A 25714-nucleotide genomic window follows, 5' to 3' on the forward strand; every position below is an offset into this window, starting at 1 on the left:
AAGGGACGGGGGAAACGGAATGGTCACAAAAAGCGTTTTGATGGCAATTCTCCAAAATATTCTCAATGTCATTGATGAAGGGATACATGTCATCGACAAAAACGGATTTACCATTCTCTATAATAAAGCTATGGGAGAATTAGAGGGTATGCAGGCAGAAGATGTCGTCGGACAAAAATTTCTCAGTGTTTTCCCCGACCTTAATCATCAAACCAGCACCCTCTTGCAGGTACTAACGTCCGAAAAACCAATTCTTGATCAAAGCCAGACTTATATGAACCGACAGAAGAAGAAAATAATGACTATCAATTCCACTATTCCTCTATATGTTAACAATGAAAAAATTGGGGCAGTTGAAATTGCAAAAAACATAACCCGAATCAAAGAACTTTCTGATGAAATTATGCGCCTGCAGCAAACCATAACACAGCCGGTCTATCATGGTAAACATCACATTAGAAGCTACTCCTTTGAAGATCTGAAAGGGCAGAGTCCTACATTTCAAAAAGCAATCAAACTGGCAAAAAGAGCTGCCAAGTCATCTTCAAGCGTTCTTATTTACGGGGAAACCGGTACTGGAAAAGAGCTCTTTGTTCAGGGAATTCATTATGCCAGCAGGCGGTCATCCAACCCGTTTATTGCCCAGAACTGTGCCGCTTTTCCAGAATCTTTGCTGGAAAGTCTTCTGTTTGGAACTTCGAAAGGCAGCTTTACAGGTGCTGTTGATAGACCTGGGATTTTCGAACAGGCTAACGGTGGCACGATCCTTCTTGATGAAATTAATTCCATGGGCCTTCAACTTCAGGCGAAGCTTCTTCGTGTGCTTCAGGAGGGATATGTTCGTCGTGTGGGAGGCTTAAAAGATATTCCGGTAGATGTCAGAATTATTGCCACTACCAACGAAGACCCCCAGTTCATCCTCCAACACGGAAAAATTCGAAAAGACTTATATTATCGATTGAATGTGGTTAATATTTTGATTCCCCCCCTGAGAGACCGAAAAGAAGATATCGAAGGATTGACAGATTACTTCATTGCCAAGTACAACAGCCAACTGAAGCTGTCAGTGACTGGTATGGACTCAGAGTGTTTGGATGCTTTCATGAACTATCCCTAGCCTGGCAATGTACGTGAGCTCGAAAATGCCATCGAAGGTGCCATGAACCTGAGTATTGGAGAATCACTCCTGATGCGTGACAGTTTTCCTGAATATATTTTCAGAGAAGCTGAGAAAAATTTTGCACAAACGCAAAATAATTTGCATGTGTCATTGGATGAGTTTGTCGATCTGAATCAAGTGGTTGACAGAGTGGAAAGCGCTTATATCAAAAATGCCATGCTCCAAACAAGTGGAAATATCAGCCAGGCTGCACAACGATTGGGAATCAAAAGGCAGACACTGCAGCATAAACTCAAAAAATACAGCCTTGAACACTAGCTGAAATGATTGTTACGCCGGAATTATTCCGGCGTTTTTTGATTTATTATATATTGGCACGCCTTTTGCATAGTGTATAAGTTAATGAAATTCCAAAAGCTGATGTCAGATTAACGTCGAACGAATGACTATTTCAAAAGGAGGCAAAATGATGGAAAATGTGAAAGTGATTATTTGGGGAATTGGTGCAATGGGTAGTGGAATGGCTAAAATGCTACTGGAAAAAAAGGGTGTTGATATTGTTGGTGTTTGCAGCCGCAGAAGTCACGTTGGAGAAAATTTGTTCGATGTACTGGAAATAGATGCAGCCGGGCGTCAACCCATCATCGTCACCAATGATATTGATACACTGGTGAAGCAGAAATCAGCTGACGTGGTACTTGTTGCAACAGATTCTTTCACACGCGACACTTTTGACAAAATCAAAAAAGTAGCTGAGAATGGTATTAACGTCATTTCCATTGCTGAAGAAATGGCTTTCCCCAAGGCACAGGAACCTGAACTGGCAGAAAAAATGGATCAGATCGCTAAAGAGAACAATGTGACAATTCTGGGGACGGGCATTAACCCTGGATTTGTATTGGACCTGCTGATTCTGGCCCTTACTGGAACCTGCGAAACCGTTGACTATATCAAAGCTTCCCGTGTCAATGACTTATCACCTTTCGGCACGGCTGTGATGAAAGGACAAGGGGTGGGGCTGACAGAAGAAGCATTTATGAGCGGCGTGGAAAGCGGCGAAGTGGTTGGTCATGTGGGCTTCCCCGAGAGCATCAGCATGGTGGCAGAAGGCCTGGGCTGGAAAATCAGCAAAATTGAACAAACTCGAGAGCCTATCATCAGTACCGTTGCCCGTGAAACCAAATATGTTTCAGTCGATCCAGGTAATGTGGCAGGGTGCAGACATTGTGCCACTGGTGAAGTTGATGGCGAAGTGAAGATAGATATGGAGCATCCACAGCAAATTCATCCAAATCTTGAAGGCCAGGATACGGGTGACTATATATGGGTGCGTGGTGTTCCTAACATCGATATGCAAATTAAGCCGGAGATTCCCGGTGGTATTGGTACCATTGCCATGGCAGTGAACATGATTCCTCATGTGATTAACTCCCGTCCCGGTTTGAAAACGATGATGGATATGCCAGTACCTCGTGCAATCATGGGAGATATGAGAGATATGATCGAGCGATAGGGTATTCTTCCATTAGATGAAGTCGGTATTAGCAGCGTGAAAATCAAACAGAAAAATCTATAATACTGAAGTATGAGTGTGAGCAGGAAAGGAAGCGATTGTTTTGATACAACAGGGAACTTGGGTAAAAATACAACGTCAGGTATTGCCGGTTGGCCAGCGGGCACCTCAACTGCCGGAAGACACCAAGCAAGTGCCATTTTTGATGTGGGCGAAAGGTTTTTTGGTGGCAGAGGCTGAGATGAACAGTCTGGTAACTGTCAAAACCATAACGGGACGCCTTGTTGAAGGAACACTAACAGAAGTGGAACCGACTTATCAACATAATTACGGCACTTTTATACCTGAATTGCTTCGCATTGGTGCCGATTTGCGTCGGGAACGTTGGGGAGGTGCCGATGATGAATAGAGATAACAGCTACCAAGCTGTCATGTCACGACGCCCAGAAATAATGAAAGCTTCTGTTGGAATTGATTATCAAGAGTTTGAACTGAGTGGTATTGGGTTTGACTATGAACGAATGATGAAAGAAACTGGCTATACTCTTTCAGAAATGCAAGAGATTCAAGGATCAACAGGAGTTGGCAATACACCTTTGCTGGAAATGAGTAACCTGACAGCGCTTGCCCGAAAGTATGCGCCGAAGGGAAAAGGCGCGCGTATTTTCATAAAAGATGAGGCTGCTAATCCCTCAGGCAGTTTTAAAGCCAGGCGGGCTGCCAATGCAGTTCATCACGCCAAAAAATTGGGATACAAGGGTGTCATTGCAGCTACCAGCGGCAATTACGGAGCTGCAGTTGCCAGTCAGGCTGCCATGCACGGGCTGAAGTGCATCATTGTTCAGGAGTGCTACGACAGTCATTATGTGGGACAGCCTGAAATCATTGAAAAAGCGCGAAAATGTGAAGCCTATGGAGCCGAGGTGTTACAGACCAGTGTGGGTCCAGAACTATTCTACATTTTCCTCACATTACTGGAAGAAACAGGCTACTTTAACGCCTCCCTCTATACACCTTTTGGAATTGCCGGTGTTGAAACGCTGGGCTACGAACTGGCCATGCAATTTCGAGAAAAAGAAGGGCGCGACCCGGATGTGGTTTTATGCACCAATGCTGGTGGCGGCAACTTAACTGGCACTGCCAGAGGGTTGATAAAAGCTGGAGCAACTGAAACGAAAATAGTGGGAGCCAGTGTTGACCTGACAGGGCTGCATATGGCCAGCGACAATCACTTTAATCGCAAGTCCTTTACCACTGGGCATACCGGCTTTGGAATACCCTTCGCAACCAGTCCTGACCGGTCTGATGTTCCCAGATCTGCAGCCAGACCCCTGCGTTACATGGATCGCTACTTGTTGGTAAATCAGGGAGAAGTCTTTTATATGACAGAAGCACTGGCCCAGCTTGAAGGCCTTGAACGTGGTCCTGCAGGCAATACAGCACTGGCTGCTGCCTTTGCACTGGCGCAGGAGATGAATGAAGATCAGATCATTGTTGTGCAGGAAACCGAGTATACGGGAGCGGGTAAGCACATTCAGGCACAATTGACTTTTGCACGTGAAAATGGAATTCAGATTTTCTTTGGCAACCCTGATGATGAAGTAAAAGGTGAAAATATCATATTACCTGAACATCCCTCAATGATGAAAGCACGAGATGTTGACATGAACAAGCTCCGCGCTTCGTTCATCAAAAATGCCATTGCAGATGCATCAATACTCACTCAGGAAGATGTGGAATACCTGATGGCTGAAACCAAAACTGACCAGACATTTATTGCGGCTGAACTTGAAAAAATGAACATTTCTGTGAAAGTCTGATATTTCATGCGAACAGGTCGAACATAATGATGATACGATGAGGAAATGCCGCTGGGCATTTCCTGCATCGATTTTTTGAAACGAGGTGAATGATTTGAAAAGAACTGATGATTTTCAAACCAGAAGAGAGCATTTGACACATCTGAGTGATGAAGCATTGGAACAACGTTTTTGGGAGCTGGCTGAAAAACTGGTTGATCCCATGCTTGATCTGGCCCATCATAACACCACCCCTTCCATCGAGCGATCCGTTTTACTGCGCATGGGTTTCTCAAGCCTGGAAGCAAAAGCCATTGTTGAAGGTGTTATGGATAGAGGCCTTATGGGCAAGGGGGCAGGTCATGTGGTGTATAAGCTGGCAAAGATGAGAAATACAGACATACGTGAAACAGGACTAAAGCTGGCTGCAGGCGAAGGTTGGGATGAAGCAGTTGCTTTGTTTAAGGAGGCAAGATAATGGAACTTAAACCCAATGATAAACTTAACATCATAGAACTTTTGAAAGATCTGGACAAGTACAGACCCAAACGAAGGGGCTGGACCTGGCGAGAAAAAGAAAAAGATTTAAAAATGGGCCACTTTACTTATCAAGACTGTGCCAAACCACTGGAGCAGAGCGTTCCCCTTCCATCAGCCAAATACTTTGGAGATATTGATCCTCAGCCCGACAGTGTGATCACAACAGAAATAGCCTCTGGACGTTTTGAAGATGATATCCGCCGCATGCGCATGGCCGCCTGGCATGGTGCTGATCATCTGATGGTGATTCGGACAGCAGGTCAAAGTCATTTTGACGGTCTTATTGAGGGTACCCCTCAGGGCATCGGAGGCATACCCATCACCCGCAAGCAAGTACGTGCCCAGCGCAAAGCCCTTGATCTTATCGAAGAAGAAGTGGGACGTCCTTTAAATTATCATTCATACATCAGCGGAGTTGCAGGGCCGGAAATTTCTGTCATGTTTGCCGAAGAGGGCGTCAATGGTGCTCATCAGGATCCCCAATACAATGTACTTTACAGAAACATTAATATGGTGCGCTCCTATGTTGATGCTGCAGAAGCGAAAAAAATCATGGTGTGGGCTGATATAGCGCAAATTGATGGTGCACACAACGCCAATGCCACAGCTCGTGAAGCCTGGAAAGTAATGCCAGAGCTTCTGGTGCAGCATGCCATCAATTCAATCTTTTCTGTTAAAGTGGGCATGAAAAAAGAAAATATTTGCCTTTCCACCGTGCCGCCAACTGCACCGCCAGCACCATGCATGAAGCTGGATCTACCCTATGCAGTTGCACTGAGAGACCTTTTTAGAGATTATAAAATGCGGGCACAGATGAACACAAAATACATTGAATCTTCCACCCGTGAAGCCACCGTTACCCACGTGTTAAATCTCATGATTTCCCGCCTGACCCGTGCAGATATCCAGTCAACCATCACCCCGGATGAAGGGCGCAATGTTCCCTGGCACATTTACAACATGGAAGCCGTTGATACCGCCAAACAGGCTTTTGTAGGAATGGACGATCTTATGTCCATGGTTCAGTTGAAAGAAGATGGCTATCTCCACGAGCGAAGCCGAGAAATCAAAGAACGAGCAGTCCTCTTTATGGAAGAAGTGCTGGAGACAGGTGGTTACTTTCAGGCAGTGGAAGAAGGGTTCTTTGTAGACTCTGGTTACTACCCTGAACGAAATGGTGACGGTATTTCCCGTAAAATCGATGGAGGTATTGGTGCTGGGAACATATTTGAAAGAGACAAGGAATATCTGGCGCCGGTGACAGCACATTATGGGTACAACAACATTGAACAGTATGATCCTGCAGCCAGAGAAAACCCATCAATTCTTATTGGGGGCTGCACACTTGAAGACCCCGACAAAATAATCTATATTGACGAACTTGATGAGACAGATAATGTGCATGTACGCCTTGAAGAGCAAAAAGATTTAATAGATACCAGCAAGCTGAAACCAGAAATGGAATGGCGGGGGGATGGCATTGTTATGATTAACATGTTTATTCCTGCCAGTCGTCGAATAGCCGAGTACGCAGCCATTGAATTTGCTAAGAAAATGAACCTTAAAGAAGTGGAAGTCATCCATAAAGAAGTCATGCAAACAGCTGAAGGAACGCGGGTTGAATTAAAAGGTCGCGTTGATTTTACGGTTGATATCAACGACCTGGTGATACCGCCAGAGCCAGAAATCATGTCTGATGATCAAATTCGGGAATCAATTGAAGCACAACCCTTGAAAATTGTTGCAGGTACAGTTGGTGAGGATGAACATTCCGTTGGATTGCGTGAAATCATTGATATTAAACATGGTGGCATCGAAAAATATGGCATAGAATGTGAGTATCTCGGAACCTCTGTATCCATTGAAAAATTAGTAGATGCAGCCATTGAACTCAACGCGAATGCTATTCTGGCTTCCACGATTATTAGTCATGATGAGATCCATTACAAAAATATGAAAAAACTGCATGAAATCTGTATCGAAAAAGGCGTGCGAGACCGACTGATTCTGGTGGCCGGTGGCACCCAGGTGACACCTGAGCTGGCAGTTAAACAAGGGATCGATGCCGGATTCGGCCGTGGCACTAAAGGAGTTCATGTCGCCACATTCCTGGTGAATCGGAGAGAAGAGATGACCCATGAAAGTTGATGTTCTTGTGGCAGAAGTTGGCAGCACGACAACAGTCGTGAATGCGTTTAATGGAATTCACACCCCTGACCCGGTTTTTCTGGGTCAGGGGCAGGCACCAACCAGTGTTCTCGAAGGTGATGTGCGCATCGGAGTCAACAACGCCATCGAGGAGCTTTCAAAAAATCTAAAGACAGAGGCAGTCACCTATGATGAAATGCTGGCCACCAGCAGTGCTGCTGGCGGTCTCAAAATGACAGTACACGGCCTGGTGCATGACATGACAGTTCGGGCGGCAAGAGAAGCGGCATTAGGAGCCGGTGCCATTATTCATCAAGTCACCGCCGGAAAACTCCGTCAAACCGATTTGAATGCCCTTCAGGAGATTAACCCCAATATCATTCTTATTGCAGGAGGCGTGGATTACGGTGAAAAGGAAACTGCCATCGAGAATGCTGAAAAGTTGGCATCCTTAAATCTGAAGATCCCTTTCATCTATGCCGGCAATATCGAAAATCAGGAAGAAATAAGACTTATTTTTGAAAAAACAAAAAGCCGCCTGTATGTGGTCGAAAATGTGTATCCCAAAATTGATCAGCTAAACATTGAGCCCACACGCCGCATTATTCAGGATGTATTTGAAGCCCATATTATCCATGCACCTGGTATGGAACATGTACGAGAACTTGTTAACGGGCCTATTATACCAACTCCCGGCGCAGTGATGGAAGCAGCAAAACTACTAAAAGATCAAATGGGGGATCTTCTTGTCTTTGATGTAGGTGGTGCCACAACAGATCTGCATTCAGTTACAGAGGGAAGCGAAGAAATCAACCGCATATTGATCAGCCCTGAACCTATTGCCAAAAGAACGGTTGAAGGCGATCTGGGAGTTTTTGTGAATCTAAAAAATATTGTGGCTCTCATAGGAGAAGAAAACTTTCAAAGAGAGTTAGAAGAGAAGATGCAGATGGATCTATCTCAGCTGATGGAAACACATCAGGCAATTCCTGTCACGCCCCATCAGATTGCATTTGCAGAACGTTTGACTCAGGAGGCTGTTAAAACAGCACTTGGAAGACATGTGGGGCAGATTAAACACCTGTATGGGCCTGGTGGAAAAACCACCATTGCAGAAGGTAAAGATTTGTCTAATGTGCAATATATTATTGGGACGGGTGGTGCATTGACTCGACTGCCCCATGGCTACCAATTACTGCGCAGCATCCTTGCAAAACATGAGCAAAACAAATTGCTGCCTACAGAAGATGCAGTGGTATTACTTGATCATGATTATATTATGGCTTCTTTGGGAGTTCTGTCGAGAAAATATCCGGCCAGTGCTTATCAATTAATGAAAAAAAGTATGCGCTGGAAAGGAGGAGCATTCCATGAATCCAAGAATTAAGATTCATCTGGGAAAACTGACACAAAACGCTGCCCAAATGGTTGACATGTGCACTGCATCGGGTATTAAAGTAAGCGCCGTCACCAAAGGCTTCTGCGCAAAACCCCAGGCAGCAGCAGCTCTGCTAAAGGGCGGCATCACCAGTCTCGCGGATTCGCGCATCGAAAACCTTCGCAAGCTCCAACCTCTCGAAGCAGAAAAACTCCTGCTGCGTCTTCCAATGATCAACCAGGCTGAGCAAGTCGTCTGGTTTTCTGACATCAGTTTAAACTCACAATGGGCAACCATTCAGGCCTTGAACAAAGCAGCTGGAAAACGAGGTGTCCGCCATGGTGTGATATTAATGATGGATCTGGGTGATCTTCGTGAAGGGCTTTTCAGCGAAAGGGCTTTCCTGGATCTGGTGAAAAACACCTGCCGCCTATCCCATATTGAGCTGAAAGGAATTGGAACGAATCTCACCTGTTTCGGTGCGATTCTGCCTGATGAAAAAAACCTGGGTCGTTTAACAGCCGTTGCCGAGCAATCTGTCACGATTGCAGGAAAACCACTGGAAATGGTCAGTGGTGGCAATAGCAGCAGCCTTTATTTGTTGCAGGAAGGCAAACTTCCCAAAGGTATCAATCACTTGAGAATTGGCGAAGGAATTCTTCTTGGAACCGAAAGTGCTTATGGCACTCAACTTCCAAATATGAATCATGACTGTTTCCAGTTGGTGGCAGAACTGATTGAAGTGGAAGAAAAGCCCTCTGTACCAACAGGTACGATTGGAAAAGACGCTTTTGGGCAGGTGCCTGTTTTTGAAGATCGCGGCATCCGAAAAAGGGCGATCGCAGCTGTCGGCAAACAGGATTTTGCCACTCATGCTATTACCCCGCTCAACCAGGGAGTTGAGATTCTTGGTGCCAGCAGCGATCATCTAATTTTAGATATCAGCGATGCATCACGAACCTATCGTGTTGGAGATGAAGTGACTTTCTCACTCAGTTATGGTGCAATGCTGGCCCTAAATACCAGCACCTATGTATCAACTCAGTATGTGGAAGGTGCTTAGACTGAAGCGAGTTGATTTACTGAAAACTGAAACCCTGTCTGCACAGTTTTGTGATCAATCATATTGGCTATATGCCATTCTGATCCTTGTGCAAACAGGGTTTTTTCATTGGATTCTTTTGTGAACATGAATTATAATGAAAGTAACATTCTTAAAGGAGATGGTTCCATGAATCCCATCGATCTTCGAAGTGATACAGTGACGCAACCAACCCCAGAAATGATAAAAGCCATGTCACAAGCACCACTGGGTGACGATGTGTATGGCGATGACCCCACTGTAAACCGTTTAGAGGCAATGGCTGCAGAAAAACTGGGTAAAGAAGCGTCTCTCCTGGTTCCCACGGGCACCATGGGTAACCTGATTGCAGTTCTCACCCACACGAAACCGGGGCAGGAAATGATTCTTGAAGAAAAGTCCCATATTTTTCTTTATGAAGTGGCCAGTGTTGCTCGGATAGCCGGTGTTCAAACACGCCCGCTTTGTGGCCCCCGGGGACAAATGAACTTGGAATGTATTGAAGAGGCCATTCGTCCAGATAATATTCATTTCCCTGAGACAGGGCTCATTGCATTGGAGAATACCCATAATATGTACGGTGGAGCGGTGCTTCCTCTGGAGTACATGAAAAAAGTTTTTGCGTTAGCACAGTCAAGAAACCTTCCAGTTCACTTAGATGGAGCGCGCATATTCAATGCCGCCACAGCTCTGAAACGAGACGTTCGAGAAATTGCACAGTATACAGATTCAGTGATGTTTTGTCTGTCAAAAGGCCTGGGCGCTCCAGTGGGAAGCATGCTGGTGGGTAGCCAGACTTTTATTAATACGGCACGCAAACACCGAAAAATGCTGGGTGGCGGTATGCGTCAGGCGGGGGTTTTAGCAGCTTGTGGCCTCGTGGCACTTGAACACATGGTAGAGCGACTGCACGAAGATCACGACAACGCACGTTTTCTAGCAGAAGAACTTTTGAAAACAGGTCATTTCATCACTCAACCAGAGTCGGTTAAAACCAACATTGTCAATGCGGTGTTGGATAGTGAAAAAAACAACGCCTTTGATCTACTGGAAAAAATGGCCCAGAATGGCGTATTGGCCAATGCCCGAAGCCGTCGTCATTTTCGTTTTGTAACGCATAAAGATGTGAGTCGGGATCAAATTATGGAGGCTGTTGCCATTTTTAATCACATTCTGCGCTAATGATATCATCAGGCCCAAGCTGACGTAACTTGACACTAGCTGCCTGATTTGTAAAGAAAGGGAAATTGTATGGATATTTTTGATATCATGAACCGAAATCAGATAAAAGAAGAAGCACCTTTGGCTGATCGAATGCGGCCACAAAAATTGGAAGAAGTGGTGGGTCAAAGCCAGCTTCTCGGAAAAGGTCGTTTCTTGCAACGATGTGTGAGTGCACGGCGGATCCCCTCCCTGATTCTGTACGGTCCGCCTGGCAGCGGAAAAACAACAATGGCCCGGTTGCTGGCAGCAGCCTCAGACAGCACTTTTTTTCAATTGAGTGCAGTGATGGCAGGGGTAAAAGACATTCGCACTGTAGTTGAAGAAGCTGAACATTTACGTAAACATGCCGGAAAGAAATCCATCCTTTTCATTGATGAAATTCATCGATTTTCGAAGAATCAGCAGGATGCCCTCTTGCCACACGTGGAAAAAGGACTGATTGTTTTAGTAGGAGCCACCACTGAAAACCCATATTTTGAAGTAAATAGTGCTTTGATATCCAGAGTAACCGTCTTGAAACTGTTGCCACTGGAAACATCAGATATTCGGGTTTTATTGGAAAAGAGCTTAATCGATGAAGAACGGGGTTTGGGAAGATTATCACCTGAAGTGGCGCCTGAAGCCATGAGTTTTCTTGCTGAGACTGCTGGAGGAGACGCCCGAAAAGCATTGAATGCACTTGAAATTGCCACTTTAAGTACTCCGGCAAATGAACAGGGAAATATATTGGTTAGTCTTGAGGATGCCAAAGAATCTATTCAGAAAAGGGCCGTCCGATATGACAAGAATGGAGATCAGCACTACGATGTGATTTCTGCCTTCATAAAGAGTATTCGTGGCAGCGATCCCGATGCCGCCCTTCATTACATGGCAAAAATGATTGCGGCCGGAGAAGATCCAGAGTTCATCGCCCGTCGCATCATTATTTCTGCCTCTGAAGATATTGGAAACGCAGCTCCTATGGGAATGGCTGTTGCGATGGCAGCTCATTATGCCGTTAAACACATTGGACTTCCTGAAGCACGCATTCCCCTTGCCCAGGCAGTAACTTATCTGGCAACTGCGCCAAAAAGCAATGCTGCCTTTCTGGCCATCAATCGAGCCCAGGCCGATGTTGAAAAACACAGCACAGAAGTACCGCAGCATCTTCGCGATGCACACTATAGAGGTGCGGTTAACCTGGGGCATGGAAAAGACTACAAATATGCTCATGATTATCCCGATCATTATGTGAACCAGCAATATTTGCCTGATTCTCTTTTGGGTGCAAAATACTATGAAATGACTGAGCTGGGAGAAGAAAAGAAACGAAAAGCCTATATGGATAAGTTGCATAACCAGTAAACAGAACCCTGCCATATTGATTTGGCAGGGTTCTATTGAATACTTCTGCTGAGTCTTGTGGTGCTTTAACCATAAATTTTTATGCCGTCTTTATAGGTGGCTACAGCTTTGATCTCTTTAATGCTTTCCTCCTCCACCTGATATGGGTGGGCTGACAGCACGGCAAAGTCAGCCCGGTTCCCAGGTGCCAGCTGACCTTTAATGGTTGTCTCTCGTGTAAGTAGAGGCGGGTAGAGGGTAAATAGTTTAAGTGCCTCTTCCCGAGACAGCGCTTCTTCCGGAATCCACCCGTTCTTCGGATGGCCGGAAAGGTCTTTTCGGGCAATGGCCGTATAGAGGTTTTCAAAAGGATTGAAACCTTCCACGGGTGCGTCTGAACTGCCAACGCAGGGGATTCCCATCTGAAGGTAGGTTTTCCAGCAATAGCTGGTTTTTAAACGTTGAGTACCCACTCTTTCTTCGGCAATTTGCCAGTCAGAATGCAGAAAGACAGGCTGAAAATTAGCCACCACCTGCAACCGTTGATACTGTTCAAGTAATGCTGGACTGGCAATCTGACTGTGGATGATGGAAGGCATTAAATGGTGTTGTTGAATCAGCGGCTGGTATCTTTCGTAAGCTGCCAGTACTTTTTCCATGGTCAGATCTCCAATGGCATGAACAGCTGTATCAAAACCGTGTTCAAATGCCTGACGAATCATTTGATCCAGGTTTTCTTCAGACATGAGCATAAAGCCACTGGTAGTTGGATCGTCACTGTATGGCGACTTTAAAGCCGCTGTGCGTGATCCCAGCGAACCGTCACCCAAAATTTTAATTGGTCCGGCCATCAGCCGGTTAAAACACTTGCCGGTCTTCAACCCATTGTCGAGATAGAATTGAAAGTCAGAAGGTTCGTAGGTGATCATCTGAAGAACAACATTCAAAGGCAAAAGATTGGCAGTGTCAAGCTCCAGGTAGGCTTCCAGCAGAGCCTGTCGGTCTCCAACCATCCCAAAATCGTCTGTATGCACGCCGGTAAAGCCCATGGCCACCAAATCCTGGCAACCTGCAAGAATCAACTCTTTTATTTCTTCTTTTTCTTTGATGGGTGGAATGACACGATCAACCAAATTCATGGCTGTCTCCCGTAATATACCTGTTGGATGCCCATCAACATCCCTGTCAATGCGACCACCTTCGGGATCGGGAGTATCTTTGGTGATACCCGCCAAACGCAATGCTTCAGTGTTCACCACACAAATGTGGTAGCACATCCGAAGCAACTTCATTGGATGCTGGTCTGAAATGGCATCAAGGTCGTGGCGGGTGGGCATTTTTCGAACCGGAAAAGCATCATGATTCCAGCCGGATCCGTTTATCCATGTTCCGGGCACCACTTTTTTTAGATGAATAAAATCGGTCACTTTTTGCTGCATGGCTTCAAGACTGGTTACACCTTTGAGACTGACATTCTTTTCTTTCATGGCTGCATAACCAATCAAGTGGAGATGACAGTCAACCAGTCCGGGGCTGACGGCATGTCCTTCCAAATCAACGATTGTTACAGCAGGGTCCTGAGTCATATCGTGAGGTTTCAAAGATAATTCGGTGCCTGTTGCAACGATGAAACCATTCTCCACAAGAAAAGCATCGAATGAAGCCTGGCCGTCAAACAGCACTGGATCTGCATGAATAAAGAGAGTTTTCACATTCATCACTCCTGTCGGTTTGAATGGTCAAAGTGTTCTGATGCAGTTTACTGAAACAGTTTGATTCACTTATTCTTTCTTGTTTAATATTATAGCATAGATTTTAACGGTCTTAGACACAAAGCGAGACGCTTTCAAAAGAAAAACAACTGGCACACAGCTTGCATAGAAATAAAGTATGATGCGAAAGAATACAATCAATCGTTACCTAAAAAAGTGAACAGGAGGAGACAACATGCTGGAAATTAATCGCGAACGGCTTGAAGCACTTTTTTACAATTTGGTGGCAACACCTGGCATTTCTGGAACAGTGCAGGAGAACACAACCAGCGAAGCAATTATGGCATACTTTGAATCAGTGCCCTATTTTCAAAAGCACACCCAATATCTGAGAGCATTCCCCATTGAAGGTGATGCTTTCCATCGCAAGGTTGTGACCGCACTGGTAAAAGGAAAGCATGATTCCAACCGCACTATTGTTATGATCGGTCATACAGATGTGGTAGATGCATCAGACTATGGAAAAAATCAAGATGTTGCTTTCCACCCTCAAGAACTGATGAAACGAATTAATCCGGAATCACTTTCTCCGGATGCGCGCCGTGATTATGAATCAAAAGAGTGGATTTTTGGTCGGGGTGTAATGGACATGCGTTGTGGTGTTGCTGTTGCCATGGCAATGATTGAAGCTGCCGCCGGTGCCCCTGACACTTTGGAAGGCAATTTATTGTTCGTTGGTGTGCCAGATGAAGAAAACAATTCTCTTGGAATGATTTCTGCTACCAACAATCTGGTAACTTTGGCTGAAACCCACAACCTTGACTATGTAGTCTGCATTGATGGAGAGCCTCAGTTTCCCCGATATCCCGGTGATCCTGGAAAATATGTGTATCAAGGAACCCTTGGAAAATTTGTTTTAATGGCCTATGCTGTAGGCAAAGAAACTCATGGAGGCGACTCCCTTACCGGTCTCAATGCCAACCTTATCATATCTGAACTGACGCGGCGCATCGAGCTTAACATGGATTTGGCAGATGTTTTTGAAGATGTGGTGGTTTCACCTCCCACTTCACTGAAGCAAACAGACACCAAGGAACATTACAATGTGAAAACTCCTGAATCCGCCTATGCCTATTATAATTTTCTGACAGCGGATCAATCTCCCAAGCATTTTTTTGATAAGGTTCGCCAACTGGCAATGGAATCCATGCAAGATGCACTGAAACGTCAGAAAGATCAAACCCAGCGCTACTTTCAAATGACGGGTTCAGAGGGTAGCTACTATGACTGGGACCCCACCGTCCTCTCCTATAGCGAACTCTGGCAAATGGCATTGGAAAACGGTGGTGAAACCTTTGAAGCTCATATGGATTCTTGCAGAAAAAAATGGAAACAGCAACCAGAAATGGATCAACGCATTCTCAGCCTTAAAATGGTTCAGGAGGTGCACAGTTTCTGTGCCGACCAGCATCCCAAAATTATCTTGTTGTATGTGCCTCCTTACTATCCCCATATTAAACCCAGCACCACCACTCCCCGTCAGGCGAAAGCTGCTCAGGTGGTCAATCAAGTGGCTGAATATGCAAAAGAAGTCTTTGGTGAAACAGTGCTGGTGGACAAGTTCTTCACCGGATTATGTGATTTGAGTTTTGTGTGTCTTCAAAATGCTGAAGATGTGATTTCAAATATTCAACCCAATATGCCCAATTGGGGATTCTCTTACGAGCTCCCCGTTGAAACCATCAAAAAGCTGAACTTACCGGTGATGAACATTGGTCCTTATGGCAAGGATGCTCATAAAAACACTGAAAGATTACATGCAGATTACTCATTCAGAATATACCCGGCATTGCTGTCCTATGCAATCCAACAGCTGCTTCAAACAGAATCACTTGGGCAGGAGCCATAACGCTGTACCATCTCCAGTGTTTGGGTTCAACAGAATTACAGTTGACAGCAGAAGTAGTGCTTTAAGCATAATATTGCCTATCCATAAATACAAGCCAGGTACCAAATGAAAATGGTACCTGGCTTTGTCAGTGCTGTATAAAAGATGGAGATATTACCGAATATCCTTCAAGTAATACTTCTCACTGGTGAAGAACTCTCTGGTTAACGCTACCACTTCCTTACGCAGGAGAATAATAGCAATCATGTTGGGGATGATAATGGCCGCCAGCATGATATCCAGAAAATGCCACAATACTTCAGCGGCACCCACAGCACCCACAATGATTGATATCAGATAAACATAAATCCATTTTTTGGAAAAAGCAGTTCCAAACAGGTATTCTGCCTGCTTTTCACCATAAAAAATGACTACGATGATGGTTGATACGACAAATGCCAGCAACGAGAAAGTAACCACGGCACCGCCCATGGGGCCAAACATTTCCCCGAAAGCCATTGCAGGCAATGCTGAGGGATCTGCCGCCGCACCTTCTTCCAGCCAGAGACCGCTGGTGAGAATCACCAATGCCGTAATGGTGCAAATGACCAGTGTATCAATGATAACTTCAAAAACGCCCCAGAAACCCTGACGAACAGGATGATCTGTAATGGCTGCTGAATGGGCCATGGGTGCAGTTCCCATTCCAGCTTCATTAGAATAAGCTCCACGAGCTACCCCCCAGCGCACAACGGCAGCAAAGGCAGCACCACCAAAACCACCAACTGCTGCTGCTGGTTGAAAAGCGTGTGAAAAAATAAGGCCAAAAGCAGCAGGAACTTTTGTGATATTAGAGAGAATGATGATAATAGCTCCCAATAAATATAGTATTGACATAAAGGGAACCAGCTTTTCTGTCACACGGCCAATTCGTTTAATGCCGCCAACAACTACCATGCCCACCAAAGCCACCATAATTATCCCTGATACCAGCGGCGAGAGATTAAAGGCAGTGGAAGCAGATGCAGCAACGGAATTGGCTTGAACCATCACGCTGGGGATCAATTCCAGCATCAGGCCAAAGGCGAAGAAAGCCGCCAAAAACTTGGAATTTAGCCCTTTTTTCATGTAGTACATGGGTCCGCCGACAAACTCACCTTCTGCATTTTTTTCGCGGTATTTGACTCCTAATACTGTTTCGGCAAATTTGGAACCCATACCCACAAAGGCAATAACCCACATCCAAAATATGGCACCTGGGCCACCAAACATAATGGCTGCAGGGACACCAATAATATTAGAGGCACCCACTGTTGAAGCCAGGGCAGCAGTTACTGATTGAAAAGGTGTTACAGTACCTTCGCCTTCTGGTTTGGTAAAAATCTTGCCAAAGGTTTGTTTAACGATATATGGAAAATAACGGAACTGAAAAAATCCCAGTTCAATTGAGAGCCAAAGACCGCCCCCCACAAGTAAAATCAACATTGGTGGTCCCCATACCAAACCGGTGAGCCACCCTACAAAGTTAAGCAATCCTTCCATTTAACATAACCCCTTTCTTTCATAATGTTCTGCTGCAAATTCCTGAGCACTTTGGCATCAGGTATCAGACAAAAACAGTCATGAATGGCAACACCTCCTTTTATTTAGCAAACATCGATAAGTATAATCTCATTAGTATTTATTTGCAAGTTTCATTCCAACATAGTGTTCATAATTCAGAATCTTAGTACCAAATGGAAGAATCAGATTTAATTTTTATAAAATGAATGTCAACTGAATTTTTGTTCAAAGATTTGATCGATGGATGCTTTAAATTCCAATGGTCATCGGTTATGGCAGACAAATTCAATTATCAAGCAATTTTTACAATGTGCTAATCAATAGGATAAGAGTGGGCGAAAATAAAAATGACGATAATCGCATTATCGTCATTCAAATAGCATAAAATGTAATTGTTTTATTAAAATTATAGACGATTCACACCAAGTGCAAATGAATGGGCGCATAATGCAAATAAATTGGCAAACTCTGTCAAAATACTTGAAAGAGTTTGCCGGGTGCCTGTTTGTATTGTTTAACGAAATAAATCGATAATTGTTTCAACAAGAAGTTCAGGCATGACTTCAAATGAAAAAGGTTTGTGTAATCGTTCTGTAAACTGGTGAGCATCTTTTCCAAAGGGACCAATGTTGGCCACCGGCACATTAAAAGCGCGCATTTCGTCAATGGGCAGCTCATACTTTTCAGGCCAGGCAGGCATATTGGTAATCAGCTTGTTGATCGTATCCTGATTATCGGTCACGCTGCAAAAACTTAAATCAGAAATATAGGGGTAGAACTTTCGCAGTTTTAGTGGTTCGCTGATTTTAGGCTGAACTTTTGCCGCGCTGTTATTTAAAGCTTCCAGCAGGCGTTGTTCCCGTTCATCTTTGCCATTGATGTACATATGCGGGTAATAGGGTGGTGCAAAATAGACGACGATCATCGGATCTGAGTCGGGATTCATTTTGCATATTTCCTCGACAACTGCCAGACTGTATGCCCTGTCATCCATCGTTTCAGGATCAAGACGGCGTTTCAATGCAGCAAGACGCTGTTTCAATTTGTCTCCCATTTCTGTTTCAAGCTTGCGATAGAGAGCATCAAATGTATACACTTTAGTTTTCCATGGCAGTTTTTGGAAAGGAATTTCGCTCATTCTGCAATATTCCTTATAGTTATCATTTAGACGTTCAATCACTTGATTGAAGGCTTTTTCTGCTTTTAAAACAAGTTTGTCCATAACTTCATCGGGTTCACTGGCATGAGTTGGATAGTTGAAGTATAAGTGAGCAGATTTGGCAATTTGAACCGAATAGTCCTGCTTTAGGTCTTTCTGTTTTAATGTAATAGGGGGCACTGTTACTTCGCCATCGGCAACATCGCAAAGATCCTTGCACAAGTTTATTTCTCGAACCAGTTCCGAGGAAAGTTCGTTGGGATCCAAACCGCCAAAACTTTGGCCTACGTGGGTTTCTTTTCCAACGATGTAGAAGGAGGGAAGCAACTTGCCGATGGTTCCCACATAGATATACCGGTTCTCATCGCCTTCATAACGAGATGTCATATAGTCCGTGTCCAGAACTGCCACATACTCCAGATCATCTTTTTTTCGAATGGCATTCAGTAACTTTAAAGCACTGAGCATGCCTGCCGAATTACCTTCTTCATCGGGTACCCCTAAAAAGATCAAATTGCCATTGAAAAGGTCTGGGTTGCGCGCAGCTTCCAGTGTTGTGGCCAGATTTGCCGCCACGCCACATTTCATATCAAAAATACCCCGTCCAAAAACCCACTCACCGCTTTCCAGATCGCGTTTTACTTCATCGTTCAGTGTCATCTGTTTCAATGCCTCTTCAAGAGCCGGAGGATTATTGGCAATATGCTTCAAATCCCTGTAATCTTCAATGCCAACCGTGTCAATGTGCCCGAGTAAAATAACGGTTTTACGGTGCTCACCTTTGCCACCTTTCACATAGGCAATGACGTTGCGACGCTGGTCAGTGCTGTGTTGTTGCAGTTTTTGCAGAAAGAGCTGATCCGGATGATCCTGAAAATAAGCCTCATTCTTCAATAGTTCAAAAATGTGTCGTGCAATTTCTGTTTCACCGTCAGTTTCCACAGCACTGGGGATACGAGTTAGTTCAAGGGTGTACTTTTCTGTGTTTTCCTGAATGCGCTTCAGCATTAGATACGCTCCTTTGTCATTCAAATTTTAAGCCGAATTATCGATGGCGATGTTCACAAAAATCAATCAATCAAGCACATTAACGATCTGTTTAAATCATCTGTTAGTTTAGTAAGCAAGGAGCATGCCAAAACCATTACACTAAACAATCGAAGTAATGTTGACAAATTTAGTCGGGTATTCTATACTGTAGATATTGTAATGGATAGAACGGAGGCATATCATGATTCTCTCCACACGCGGCCGTTATGGATTAAAGGCCATGTTCGAGTTGGGACTTCATTATGGAAAAGGACCCATCCCACTTAAAATCATTGCCGAAAGGCAGTGCATTCCAGAAAATTATCTGGAACAACTCATTGCCATTCTTAGAAAAGCCGGCCTGGTTAAAAGTGTCCGTGGCGCCCAGGGCGGTTATTTGATGCTTCGTCCGCCTGATCAGGTGACGGTGGCACAGGTATTGCTGGCGCTGGAAGGACCTCTGGCGCCTGCAGAGTGTGTCGCAGACCCTGAAGCTCCCCGTTGCCGGTTAGCAGATGAATGTGTCACCCGGAGCGTATGGGAAAAAATTCGTGTGAGTATTCATGATGTCATCGATGCCATGACGCTGCAACACATGATTGAAGAACAGCTTCATCTCCATGCACCCACATCCAAACATCCAAAGGAGTGATCTTATGAACGTATATCTGGACTATAGTGCCACCACACCAATAAAACCAGAAGTGCTGGAAGCCATGATGCCTTTTCTGACACAACAGTATGGTAACCCTTCAAGTCTTCACAGTTTTGGGCGTGAAAGCCGCAAAGCAGTTGATAACGCCCGCGATCAGATTGCCAAAACCCTGAACGCCAGTCCTGACGAGATTTTTTTTACCGGTGGTGGATCAGAAGCAGATAACTGGGCGATTAAAGGCACTGCCTATGCACTTAAGTCAAAAGGACGTCATATTATCACCACAGCCATTGAACATCATGCGGTGTTGCATGCTTGTGAATATCTTGAAAAGGAAGGCTTTCAAGTTACTTACCTGCCAGTGGATGAAAACGGCTTGATTTCTTTGGATGACTTGAAAAACGCCATTAAAAGTGATACCATTCTCATCAGTGTTATGTATGCCAATAATGAAATTGGAACCATTCAGCCCATTGAAGAAATCGGCCGCATCGCCAGAGAACATCGCGTGCTTTTTCATACAGATGCAGTGCAGGCTTATGGGCATCTGGAGATGGATACCAAAAATCTTCCTGTTGACATGATTTCTATTTCCGCCCATAAACTATATGGGCCCAAAGGTGTGGGTGCTCTCTATCTTCGCAAGGGTGTACGCATTCACAACCTCATACACGGCGGCGGCCAGGAAAAAAAGAAGCGGGCCGGCACTGAAAATATTGCGGGTATTGTGGGCTTTGGAAAAGCAGCTGAACTGGCCTATATTGATGTGGAAACCCACGATCAACGTCTGACAGCGCTCCGGGATGATTTGAAGAATCAGTTGATGGAGGCCATTCCCTATACCCGCCTCAATGGCCATCCGGAAAGAAGATTGTGCAATAATGTGAACCTCAGCTTTGAATTTATTGAAGGAGAGTCCATGCTCTTAAGTTTGGATATGGTGGGAATAGGTGCATCCAGTGGATCTGCCTGCACCTCCGGGTCACTGGATCCTTCCCATGTGTTACTGGCCATTGGTCTTAGTCATGAAATCGCCCACGGGTCACTTCGGTTAACCCTGGGAGATATGACAACACAAGAAGAAATTGATTATGTTGTGAAGCAGCTGCCGCCCATCGTGCAGCGGCTACGTGACATGTCACCCCTATATGAACAGGTTAAGGAGGGCAACCGTTAATCATGTATAGCGAAAAAGTCATGGATCATTTTACCAACCCCCGCAACGTAGGTGAAATTGCAGATGCTGACGCCATTGGTCAGGTGGGCAATCCCAAATGTGGCGACATCATGAAAATGTACTTCAAGATTGAAAACGATGTTATTGTGGATGTTAAATTTAAAACCTTTGGATGCGGCAGCGCCATTGCATCTTCCAGTATGGCCACCGAACTCATTAAAGGAAAAACCATTGACGAAGCACTTGCATTATCCAACCGGGCTGTGGCAGATGCTCTTGATGGTCTACCGCCGGCAAAAATGCATTGTTCTGTTCTGGCAGAAGAAGCCATCAAAAGTGCCATGTTTGATTTTGCACAGCGACACAAGCGGGATTTTGAAGGTCTAAAAGGATACCAACCGCCCACCGGGGACGAAGATCATCACGATCACGGCGAAGAAGAATAAACGAAAGCGGAGAAGACATTTCTCCGCTTTGTCCATGCGTGTCATTATTGATTGATCCATAGCGAATTGGGGAAATGTGTATGAAGAAAACAAATCAAAAAAAAGTGTTGCTGGGAATGAGCGGCGGGGTAGACAGTTCAGTGGCTGCCTATGTGCTAAAAGAACAGGGATATGATGTCATCGGCGTTACCATGCAAATTTGGCAAGATGAAAAGGCGGAAGAAAACACACCGGAAAGCAGCTGTTGTTCCCTCAGTGCCGTTGAAGACGCGCGACGAGTGGCCAGTCATCTGGACATTCCTTTTTATGTAATGAATTTCAAAGACTATTTTCGTGAAACGGTGATCGACTATTTTGTCAGGGAGTACAGAGCAGGCCGAACCCCCAATCCCTGCATTGCCTGCAACCGATATGTCAAGTTCGAAGAACTGTTGCGACGTGCCTTGCAACTGGGGTGTGATTACGTAGCCACCGGCCATTATGCCATCATCGACCAAAACTCCTCAACAGGGCGCTATCTATTGAAAAAATCGGTCACTGACAGAAAAGATCAAACCTACGCCTTGTATCAAATGACTCAGGAGCAACTGCAGCGAACGCTGATGCCTCTTGGAAACTACCACAAAGAAGAGGTTCGGCGCATTGCACAAGAGCTTAACCTGCCAGTGGCAACCAAACCCGAAAGCCAGGAAATTTGCTTTGTACCAGACAATCAGTACGGAAAATTCATCGAAGCGTACGACGGTCAGATAACTGAAACAGGGCTCTTCAAAGATCAAGACGGACATACTGTTGGAACCCATAAGGGAATTATTCACTACACGGTGGGACAGCGAAAAGGATTGGGTCTGGCCATGGGAAAACCAGTATATGTGACAGATATTCTTCCGGCAGTCAACGAAGTTCATATCGGCAATCCGGAAAATCTAATGGCTCATGGGTTGCTGGCCAATGACCTGAATTTCATTCCCTGGGACACTCTACTGACCCGCCATCCAGTCACCATCAAAGTCAGATATAATGCCAGTCCGGTTCCGGGTGTTGCCAATATAACAGAAGATGGGAAACTGGAAGTATTGTTTAATGAGCCTCAAAAAGCCATATCGCCAGGTCAGTCAGTGGTACTGTATGATGGTGATGTGGTAATTGGTGGCGGCATCATTGAGTCGCGTATCAGATAAATGGACGCTGGTTTCTGTTGCTGAAGTACCTCTATCACTTTTTTACATGAATCAGATGCAGGAAACCCCTGCCCCGTGATATAATGGTGCCACAAAAGGAGGATCAACATGGAGAAAAAAGGGATCAATGAAATTCGTCAAGCTTTTCTTGAATTTTTTGAATCAAAAAATCATTTGGTGCGCCCCAGTTTTTCCCTGATACCCAAAGACGACAATAGCCTGCTTCTGATTAACTCCGGTATGGCACCATTAAAGCCGTTTTTTGCAGGTACACAGGTTCCCCCCAAAAAAAGAATGGCCACCAGTCAAAAATGTATTCGTACAGGCGATATAGAGAATGTTGGAAAAACTGCCCGGCATGCCACTTTCTTTGAAATGCTGGGAAATTTTTCTTTCGGTGATTATTTCAAGAAAGAAGCCATACGATGGAGCTGGGAATTTTCACTGGATCATTTAAAACTTCCGCCGGAACGTATCTGGGCATCAATTTATGAAGAAGATGATGAAGCCTTTCATCTGTGGCGTCAGGAAGTGGGCCTGCCAGAAGAACGCATTGTGCGACTTGGCAAAGAAGATAACTTCTGGGAGATTGGACTGGGCCCCTGCGGACCCTGCTCTGAGCTTTACTTTGACCGGGGTGAAAAATATGGCTGTGGTGATGCAGCCTGTAAACCTGGTTGCGAGTGTGACCGCTATGTGGAATACTGGAATCTTGTTTTCACCCAGTTCAACAAAGATGAAGCCGGCAACTATACACCATTGCCTAATCCCAATATCGATACCGGTATGGGCCTGGAACGCGTAGCCTGTATGTTGCAGGAAGTTGATTCCATCTTTGAAATAGACGGCATGCGGGTAATTCTCGACAATATCTGTGAACGTTCAGGCGTTGCTTATGGAGAAAATCATCAACATGACATATCCATTCGCATCATTACAGACCATATACGTTCCATCACCTTTATGATCAGCGATGGCATACTACCCAGCAACGAGGGCAGGGGCTATGTGTTACGTCGGCTCTTGCGTCGGGCTGCCCGTCACGGAAAGCTTCTGGGACTCAACCAGGCCTTCCTTTATCTGCTGATGGATCAAGTTGTCGAAAAATTCCATTCCGGTTACCCAGAGTTAATGGAAAAACAGGAGATGATTCGCAAGGTAATACTGGTAGAAGAGGACCGTTTTCAGGAAACCATTCATCAGGGCAGCGAAATGCTCAGCGCATACATCGAAACGATGAAATCGAAAGGCCAACAAGTTCTTAGCGGCTCCCAGGCTTTTAGACTATACGATACCTTTGGTTTCCCCCTTGATCTAACCAAAGAAATTCTGGAAGAAGCAGGTATGACCGTCGACGAACCTGCCTTTAAAGCAGAAATGGAACAACAAAAAACACGTGCCCGAAATGCCCGCAGCGAAGCCGGGGCTGTAGGCTGGAAAGAAGATCCTTTAACCATACTGACCGCAGTGCCTCAAACCAATTTTGTCGGTTATGATAGTCTCGCTGTATCTGCCACTGTTACGGCACTCATTCAAGAGGGAACTTCTGTTGAAAGAGGTCCTGCCGAAAAAGGAACAACGCTGTTCGTTCTCTTGGATCAAACCCCGTTCTACGGAGAAGGTGGCGGGCAGGTGGGTGATCAGGGTGTTCTAAAAGGCGCCACTTTCATAGGACGTGTGGTTGATACCCGAAAGGGAAGCGGGGAAGTGATCTACCATGTTGTGGAGGCCGATCAGGGGCAGATAGCCGTGGGAGACACCCTCCAGGCCATTGTCACCTCCGAGCGCCGCGCCGATACAGCCCGGAATCACACTGCAACCCACCTGTTGCATAAATCACTTAAACATATACTGGGAGAACATGTGCAGCAGGCGGGATCTCTTGTAACCCCAGAACGCCTCCGGTTTGACTTTAACCATTTTGAACCCATGACCGCAGAAGAACTTGAAACGGTTGAAACCATTGTCAACCAACAAATACAGCGATCACTTCCGGTTCAAATCATGGAAACGTCAATGGAAAAAGCCCGGTCATTGGGAGCCGAAGCCCTGTTTGATGCCAAATACGGCGAGACGGTGCGTGTTGTAAAAACCGGTGACTTCAGTCTTGAACTATGTGGAGGTACCCACGTCAATAACAGTGGTGAAATCGGCATGTTGCTGATTCTTGGTGAAAGCGGTATTGCCTCAGGAGTAAGGCGTATTGAAGCCGTTACAGGTACAGGCGCATACCGCCTCTTTAAACAGCATCAGGAAACATTGCAAATCATGGCTTCTTTGCTTAAAACACGCCAGGAACGACTGCTTCCCCGATTGGAAGAAATGATTCAGGAGAACCGGGAAAAAGATCAGCTTATTCAAAAAATGAAACAGGAACAGATGAAAGACCAGCAGGGTGATTTGCTGCAGAACGCAGTAACCATCGGGCAAACGGCTGTGGTGATCACTTCTCTTGAAGGTCAGTCAATGGACGCACTTCGGGAACTGGGAGACCGCATCAAAGATAAAGCAGGTTCGGCAGTGATTTTGCTTGCTTCACATGAAGACGAGAAGGTACACATTATGGCTACTCTTTCGAAAGACCTGGTTGAAAAGGGCCTTCATGCCGGTAAGTTGGTGAAAGAAGTTGCTGCCATCACAGGCGGCGGCGGCGGCGGTAGACCCGATATGGCCCAAGCCGGTGGTAAAAAACCTGATAAAATCCCTGAAGCCCTTTCCCGTGCCATGGAAATGATCCAGCAGGCTTTAGCGTAAAAGCAGTTTTATCAAAGGAGGAAT

General features: G+C 45.3%; 19 protein-coding genes and 1 pseudogene. 17 read left to right on the forward strand and 3 right to left on the reverse strand.

What is annotated here, in order from left to right; genetic code table 11:
- Positions 1–40: 40 nt before the first annotated feature.
- The 11 genes and pseudogenes from AAIG11_RS02060 to AAIG11_RS02110 all read left to right on the forward strand — a co-directional run.
- A pseudogene (locus AAIG11_RS02060) lies at positions 41–1234 on the forward strand (sigma-54 interaction domain-containing protein); the annotation flags it as partial.
- 75 nt (positions 1235–1309) lie between these two features.
- Positions 1310–1438 (forward strand): helix-turn-helix domain-containing protein, encoded by a 129-nt coding sequence (locus AAIG11_RS18275; protein ID WP_484477155.1) that lies wholly within the window; start codon positions 1310–1312, stop codon positions 1436–1438.
- Positions 1439–1589: 151 nt separating this feature from the next.
- Positions 1590–2633: a 2,4-diaminopentanoate dehydrogenase gene (ord, locus tag AAIG11_RS02070; protein ID WP_343184622.1), complete on the forward strand. Its 1044-nt coding sequence runs from the start codon at positions 1590–1592 to the stop codon at positions 2631–2633.
- Between the two features lie 103 nt (positions 2634–2736).
- The gene (gene ortA / locus AAIG11_RS02075; RefSeq protein ID WP_343184623.1) at positions 2737–3042 is read left to right on the forward strand and encodes a 2-amino-4-oxopentanoate thiolase subunit OrtA; all 306 of its coding nucleotides are present in this window, start codon (positions 2737–2739) and stop codon (positions 3040–3042) included.
- The gene (ortB, locus tag AAIG11_RS02080; RefSeq protein ID WP_343184624.1) at positions 3035–4453 is read left to right on the forward strand and encodes a 2-amino-4-oxopentanoate thiolase subunit OrtB; all 1419 of its coding nucleotides are present in this window, start codon (positions 3035–3037) and stop codon (positions 4451–4453) included. The genes ortA and ortB overlap by 8 nt, the downstream gene beginning before the upstream one ends.
- A gap of 85 nt (positions 4454–4538) precedes the next feature.
- Positions 4539–4910, forward strand: coding sequence for an ornithine aminomutase subunit alpha (locus AAIG11_RS02085; RefSeq protein WP_343184625.1), 372 nt, complete (start codon positions 4539–4541; stop codon positions 4908–4910).
- Positions 4910–7120: a D-ornithine 4,5-aminomutase subunit OraE gene (gene oraE / locus AAIG11_RS02090; protein ID WP_343184626.1), complete on the forward strand. Its 2211-nt coding sequence runs from the start codon at positions 4910–4912 to the stop codon at positions 7118–7120. The genes AAIG11_RS02085 and oraE overlap by 1 nt, the downstream gene beginning before the upstream one ends.
- Positions 7110–8507, forward strand: a complete 1398-nt coding sequence (locus AAIG11_RS02095) for a GlmL-related ornithine degradation protein (RefSeq protein WP_343184627.1) — start codon at positions 7110–7112, stop codon at positions 8505–8507. The genes oraE and AAIG11_RS02095 overlap by 11 nt, the downstream gene beginning before the upstream one ends.
- On the forward strand, positions 8491–9561 hold the full coding sequence (locus AAIG11_RS02100) for an alanine racemase (RefSeq protein WP_343184628.1): 1071 nt from the start codon (positions 8491–8493) through the stop codon (positions 9559–9561). The genes AAIG11_RS02095 and AAIG11_RS02100 overlap by 17 nt, the downstream gene beginning before the upstream one ends.
- A 168-nt stretch (positions 9562–9729) precedes the next feature.
- Positions 9730–10761, forward strand: a complete 1032-nt coding sequence (gene ltaE / locus AAIG11_RS02105; RefSeq protein ID WP_343184629.1) for a low-specificity L-threonine aldolase — start codon at positions 9730–9732, stop codon at positions 10759–10761.
- Between the two features lie 87 nt (positions 10762–10848).
- Positions 10849–12147 (forward strand): replication-associated recombination protein A, encoded by a 1299-nt coding sequence (locus tag AAIG11_RS02110; protein ID WP_343184630.1) that lies wholly within the window; start codon positions 10849–10851, stop codon positions 12145–12147.
- Positions 12148–12212: 65 nt separating this feature from the next.
- Here the strand turns inward: AAIG11_RS02110 and AAIG11_RS02115 are convergent, their stop codons facing one another.
- Positions 12213–13838, reverse strand: coding sequence for an amidohydrolase (locus AAIG11_RS02115; protein WP_343184631.1), 1626 nt, complete (start codon positions 13836–13838; stop codon positions 12213–12215).
- A gap of 235 nt (positions 13839–14073) precedes the next feature.
- On the opposite strand from AAIG11_RS02115, the gene AAIG11_RS02120 reads away from it, so the two are divergent.
- On the forward strand, positions 14074–15747 hold the full coding sequence (locus tag AAIG11_RS02120; RefSeq protein WP_343184632.1) for a M20/M25/M40 family metallo-hydrolase: 1674 nt from the start codon (positions 14074–14076) through the stop codon (positions 15745–15747).
- Positions 15748–15900: 153 nt separating this feature from the next.
- Here the strand turns inward: AAIG11_RS02120 and AAIG11_RS02125 are convergent, their stop codons facing one another.
- Both AAIG11_RS02125 and AAIG11_RS02130 read right to left on the reverse strand, forming a co-directional pair.
- On the reverse strand, positions 15901–17268 hold the full coding sequence (locus AAIG11_RS02125; protein WP_343184633.1) for an alanine/glycine:cation symporter family protein: 1368 nt from the start codon (positions 17266–17268) through the stop codon (positions 15901–15903).
- 535 nt (positions 17269–17803) lie between these two features.
- Positions 17804–19456: a M20/M25/M40 family metallo-hydrolase gene (locus tag AAIG11_RS02130; protein WP_343184634.1), complete on the reverse strand. Its 1653-nt coding sequence runs from the start codon at positions 19454–19456 to the stop codon at positions 17804–17806.
- Positions 19457–19679: 223 nt separating this feature from the next.
- On the opposite strand from AAIG11_RS02130, the gene AAIG11_RS02135 reads away from it, so the two are divergent.
- The 5 genes from AAIG11_RS02135 (at position 19680) to alaS (ending at position 25690) form a co-directional block, all read left to right on the forward strand.
- The gene (locus tag AAIG11_RS02135; RefSeq protein ID WP_343184635.1) at positions 19680–20129 is read left to right on the forward strand and encodes an RrF2 family transcriptional regulator; all 450 of its coding nucleotides are present in this window, start codon (positions 19680–19682) and stop codon (positions 20127–20129) included.
- A gap of 4 nt (positions 20130–20133) precedes the next feature.
- On the forward strand, positions 20134–21309 hold the full coding sequence (gene nifS, locus AAIG11_RS02140) for a cysteine desulfurase NifS (protein ID WP_343184636.1): 1176 nt from the start codon (positions 20134–20136) through the stop codon (positions 21307–21309).
- The gene (gene nifU / locus AAIG11_RS02145; protein ID WP_343184913.1) at positions 21309–21755 is read left to right on the forward strand and encodes a Fe-S cluster assembly scaffold protein NifU; all 447 of its coding nucleotides are present in this window, start codon (positions 21309–21311) and stop codon (positions 21753–21755) included. Before nifS ends, nifU begins: the two co-directional genes overlap by 1 nt.
- 80 nt (positions 21756–21835) lie before the next feature.
- Positions 21836–22936 (forward strand): tRNA 2-thiouridine(34) synthase MnmA, encoded by a 1101-nt coding sequence (mnmA, locus tag AAIG11_RS02150; RefSeq protein ID WP_343184637.1) that lies wholly within the window; start codon positions 21836–21838, stop codon positions 22934–22936.
- Between the two features lie 108 nt (positions 22937–23044).
- Entirely contained in the window at positions 23045–25690 is a 2646-nt protein-coding gene (alaS, locus tag AAIG11_RS02155; protein WP_343184638.1) for an alanine--tRNA ligase, read from the forward strand.
- Positions 25691–25714 lie beyond the last annotated feature (24 nt).

It is taken from the genome of Anoxynatronum sibiricum (genome assembly GCF_039414295.1).
Classification (GTDB): domain Bacteria; phylum Bacillota; class Clostridia; order Peptostreptococcales; family Tindalliaceae; genus Anoxynatronum; species Anoxynatronum sibiricum.

Bases quoted from the DNA above. Each gene is read 5' to 3' on its own strand.
- ord (WP_343184622.1), top strand. From the start codon at position 1,590: ATGGAAAATGTGAAAGTGATTATTTGGGGAATTGGTGCAATGGGTAGT.
- ortB (WP_343184624.1), top strand. From the start codon at position 3,035: ATGAATAGAGATAACAGCTACCAAGCTGTCATGTCACGACGCCCAGAA.
- oraE (WP_343184626.1), top strand. From the start codon at position 4,910: ATGGAACTTAAACCCAATGATAAACTTAACATCATAGAACTTTTGAAA.
- AAIG11_RS02095 (WP_343184627.1), top strand. From the start codon at position 7,110: ATGAAAGTTGATGTTCTTGTGGCAGAAGTTGGCAGCACGACAACAGTC.
- AAIG11_RS02100 (WP_343184628.1), top strand. From the start codon at position 8,491: ATGAATCCAAGAATTAAGATTCATCTGGGAAAACTGACACAAAACGCT.
- ltaE (WP_343184629.1), top strand. From the start codon at position 9,730: ATGAATCCCATCGATCTTCGAAGTGATACAGTGACGCAACCAACCCCA.
- AAIG11_RS02110 (WP_343184630.1), top strand. From the start codon at position 10,849: ATGAACCGAAATCAGATAAAAGAAGAAGCACCTTTGGCTGATCGAATG.
- AAIG11_RS02120 (WP_343184632.1), top strand. From the start codon at position 14,074: ATGCTGGAAATTAATCGCGAACGGCTTGAAGCACTTTTTTACAATTTG.
- AAIG11_RS02125 (WP_343184633.1), bottom strand. From the start codon at position 17,268: ATGGAAGGATTGCTTAACTTTGTAGGGTGGCTCACCGGTTTGGTATGG.
- AAIG11_RS02130 (WP_343184634.1), bottom strand. From the start codon at position 19,456: ATGCTGAAGCGCATTCAGGAAAACACAGAAAAGTACACCCTTGAACTA.
- AAIG11_RS02135 (WP_343184635.1), top strand. From the start codon at position 19,680: ATGATTCTCTCCACACGCGGCCGTTATGGATTAAAGGCCATGTTCGAG.
- nifS (WP_343184636.1), top strand. From the start codon at position 20,134: ATGAACGTATATCTGGACTATAGTGCCACCACACCAATAAAACCAGAA.
- mnmA (WP_343184637.1), top strand. From the start codon at position 21,836: ATGAAGAAAACAAATCAAAAAAAAGTGTTGCTGGGAATGAGCGGCGGG.
- alaS (WP_343184638.1), top strand. From the start codon at position 23,045: ATGGAGAAAAAAGGGATCAATGAAATTCGTCAAGCTTTTCTTGAATTT.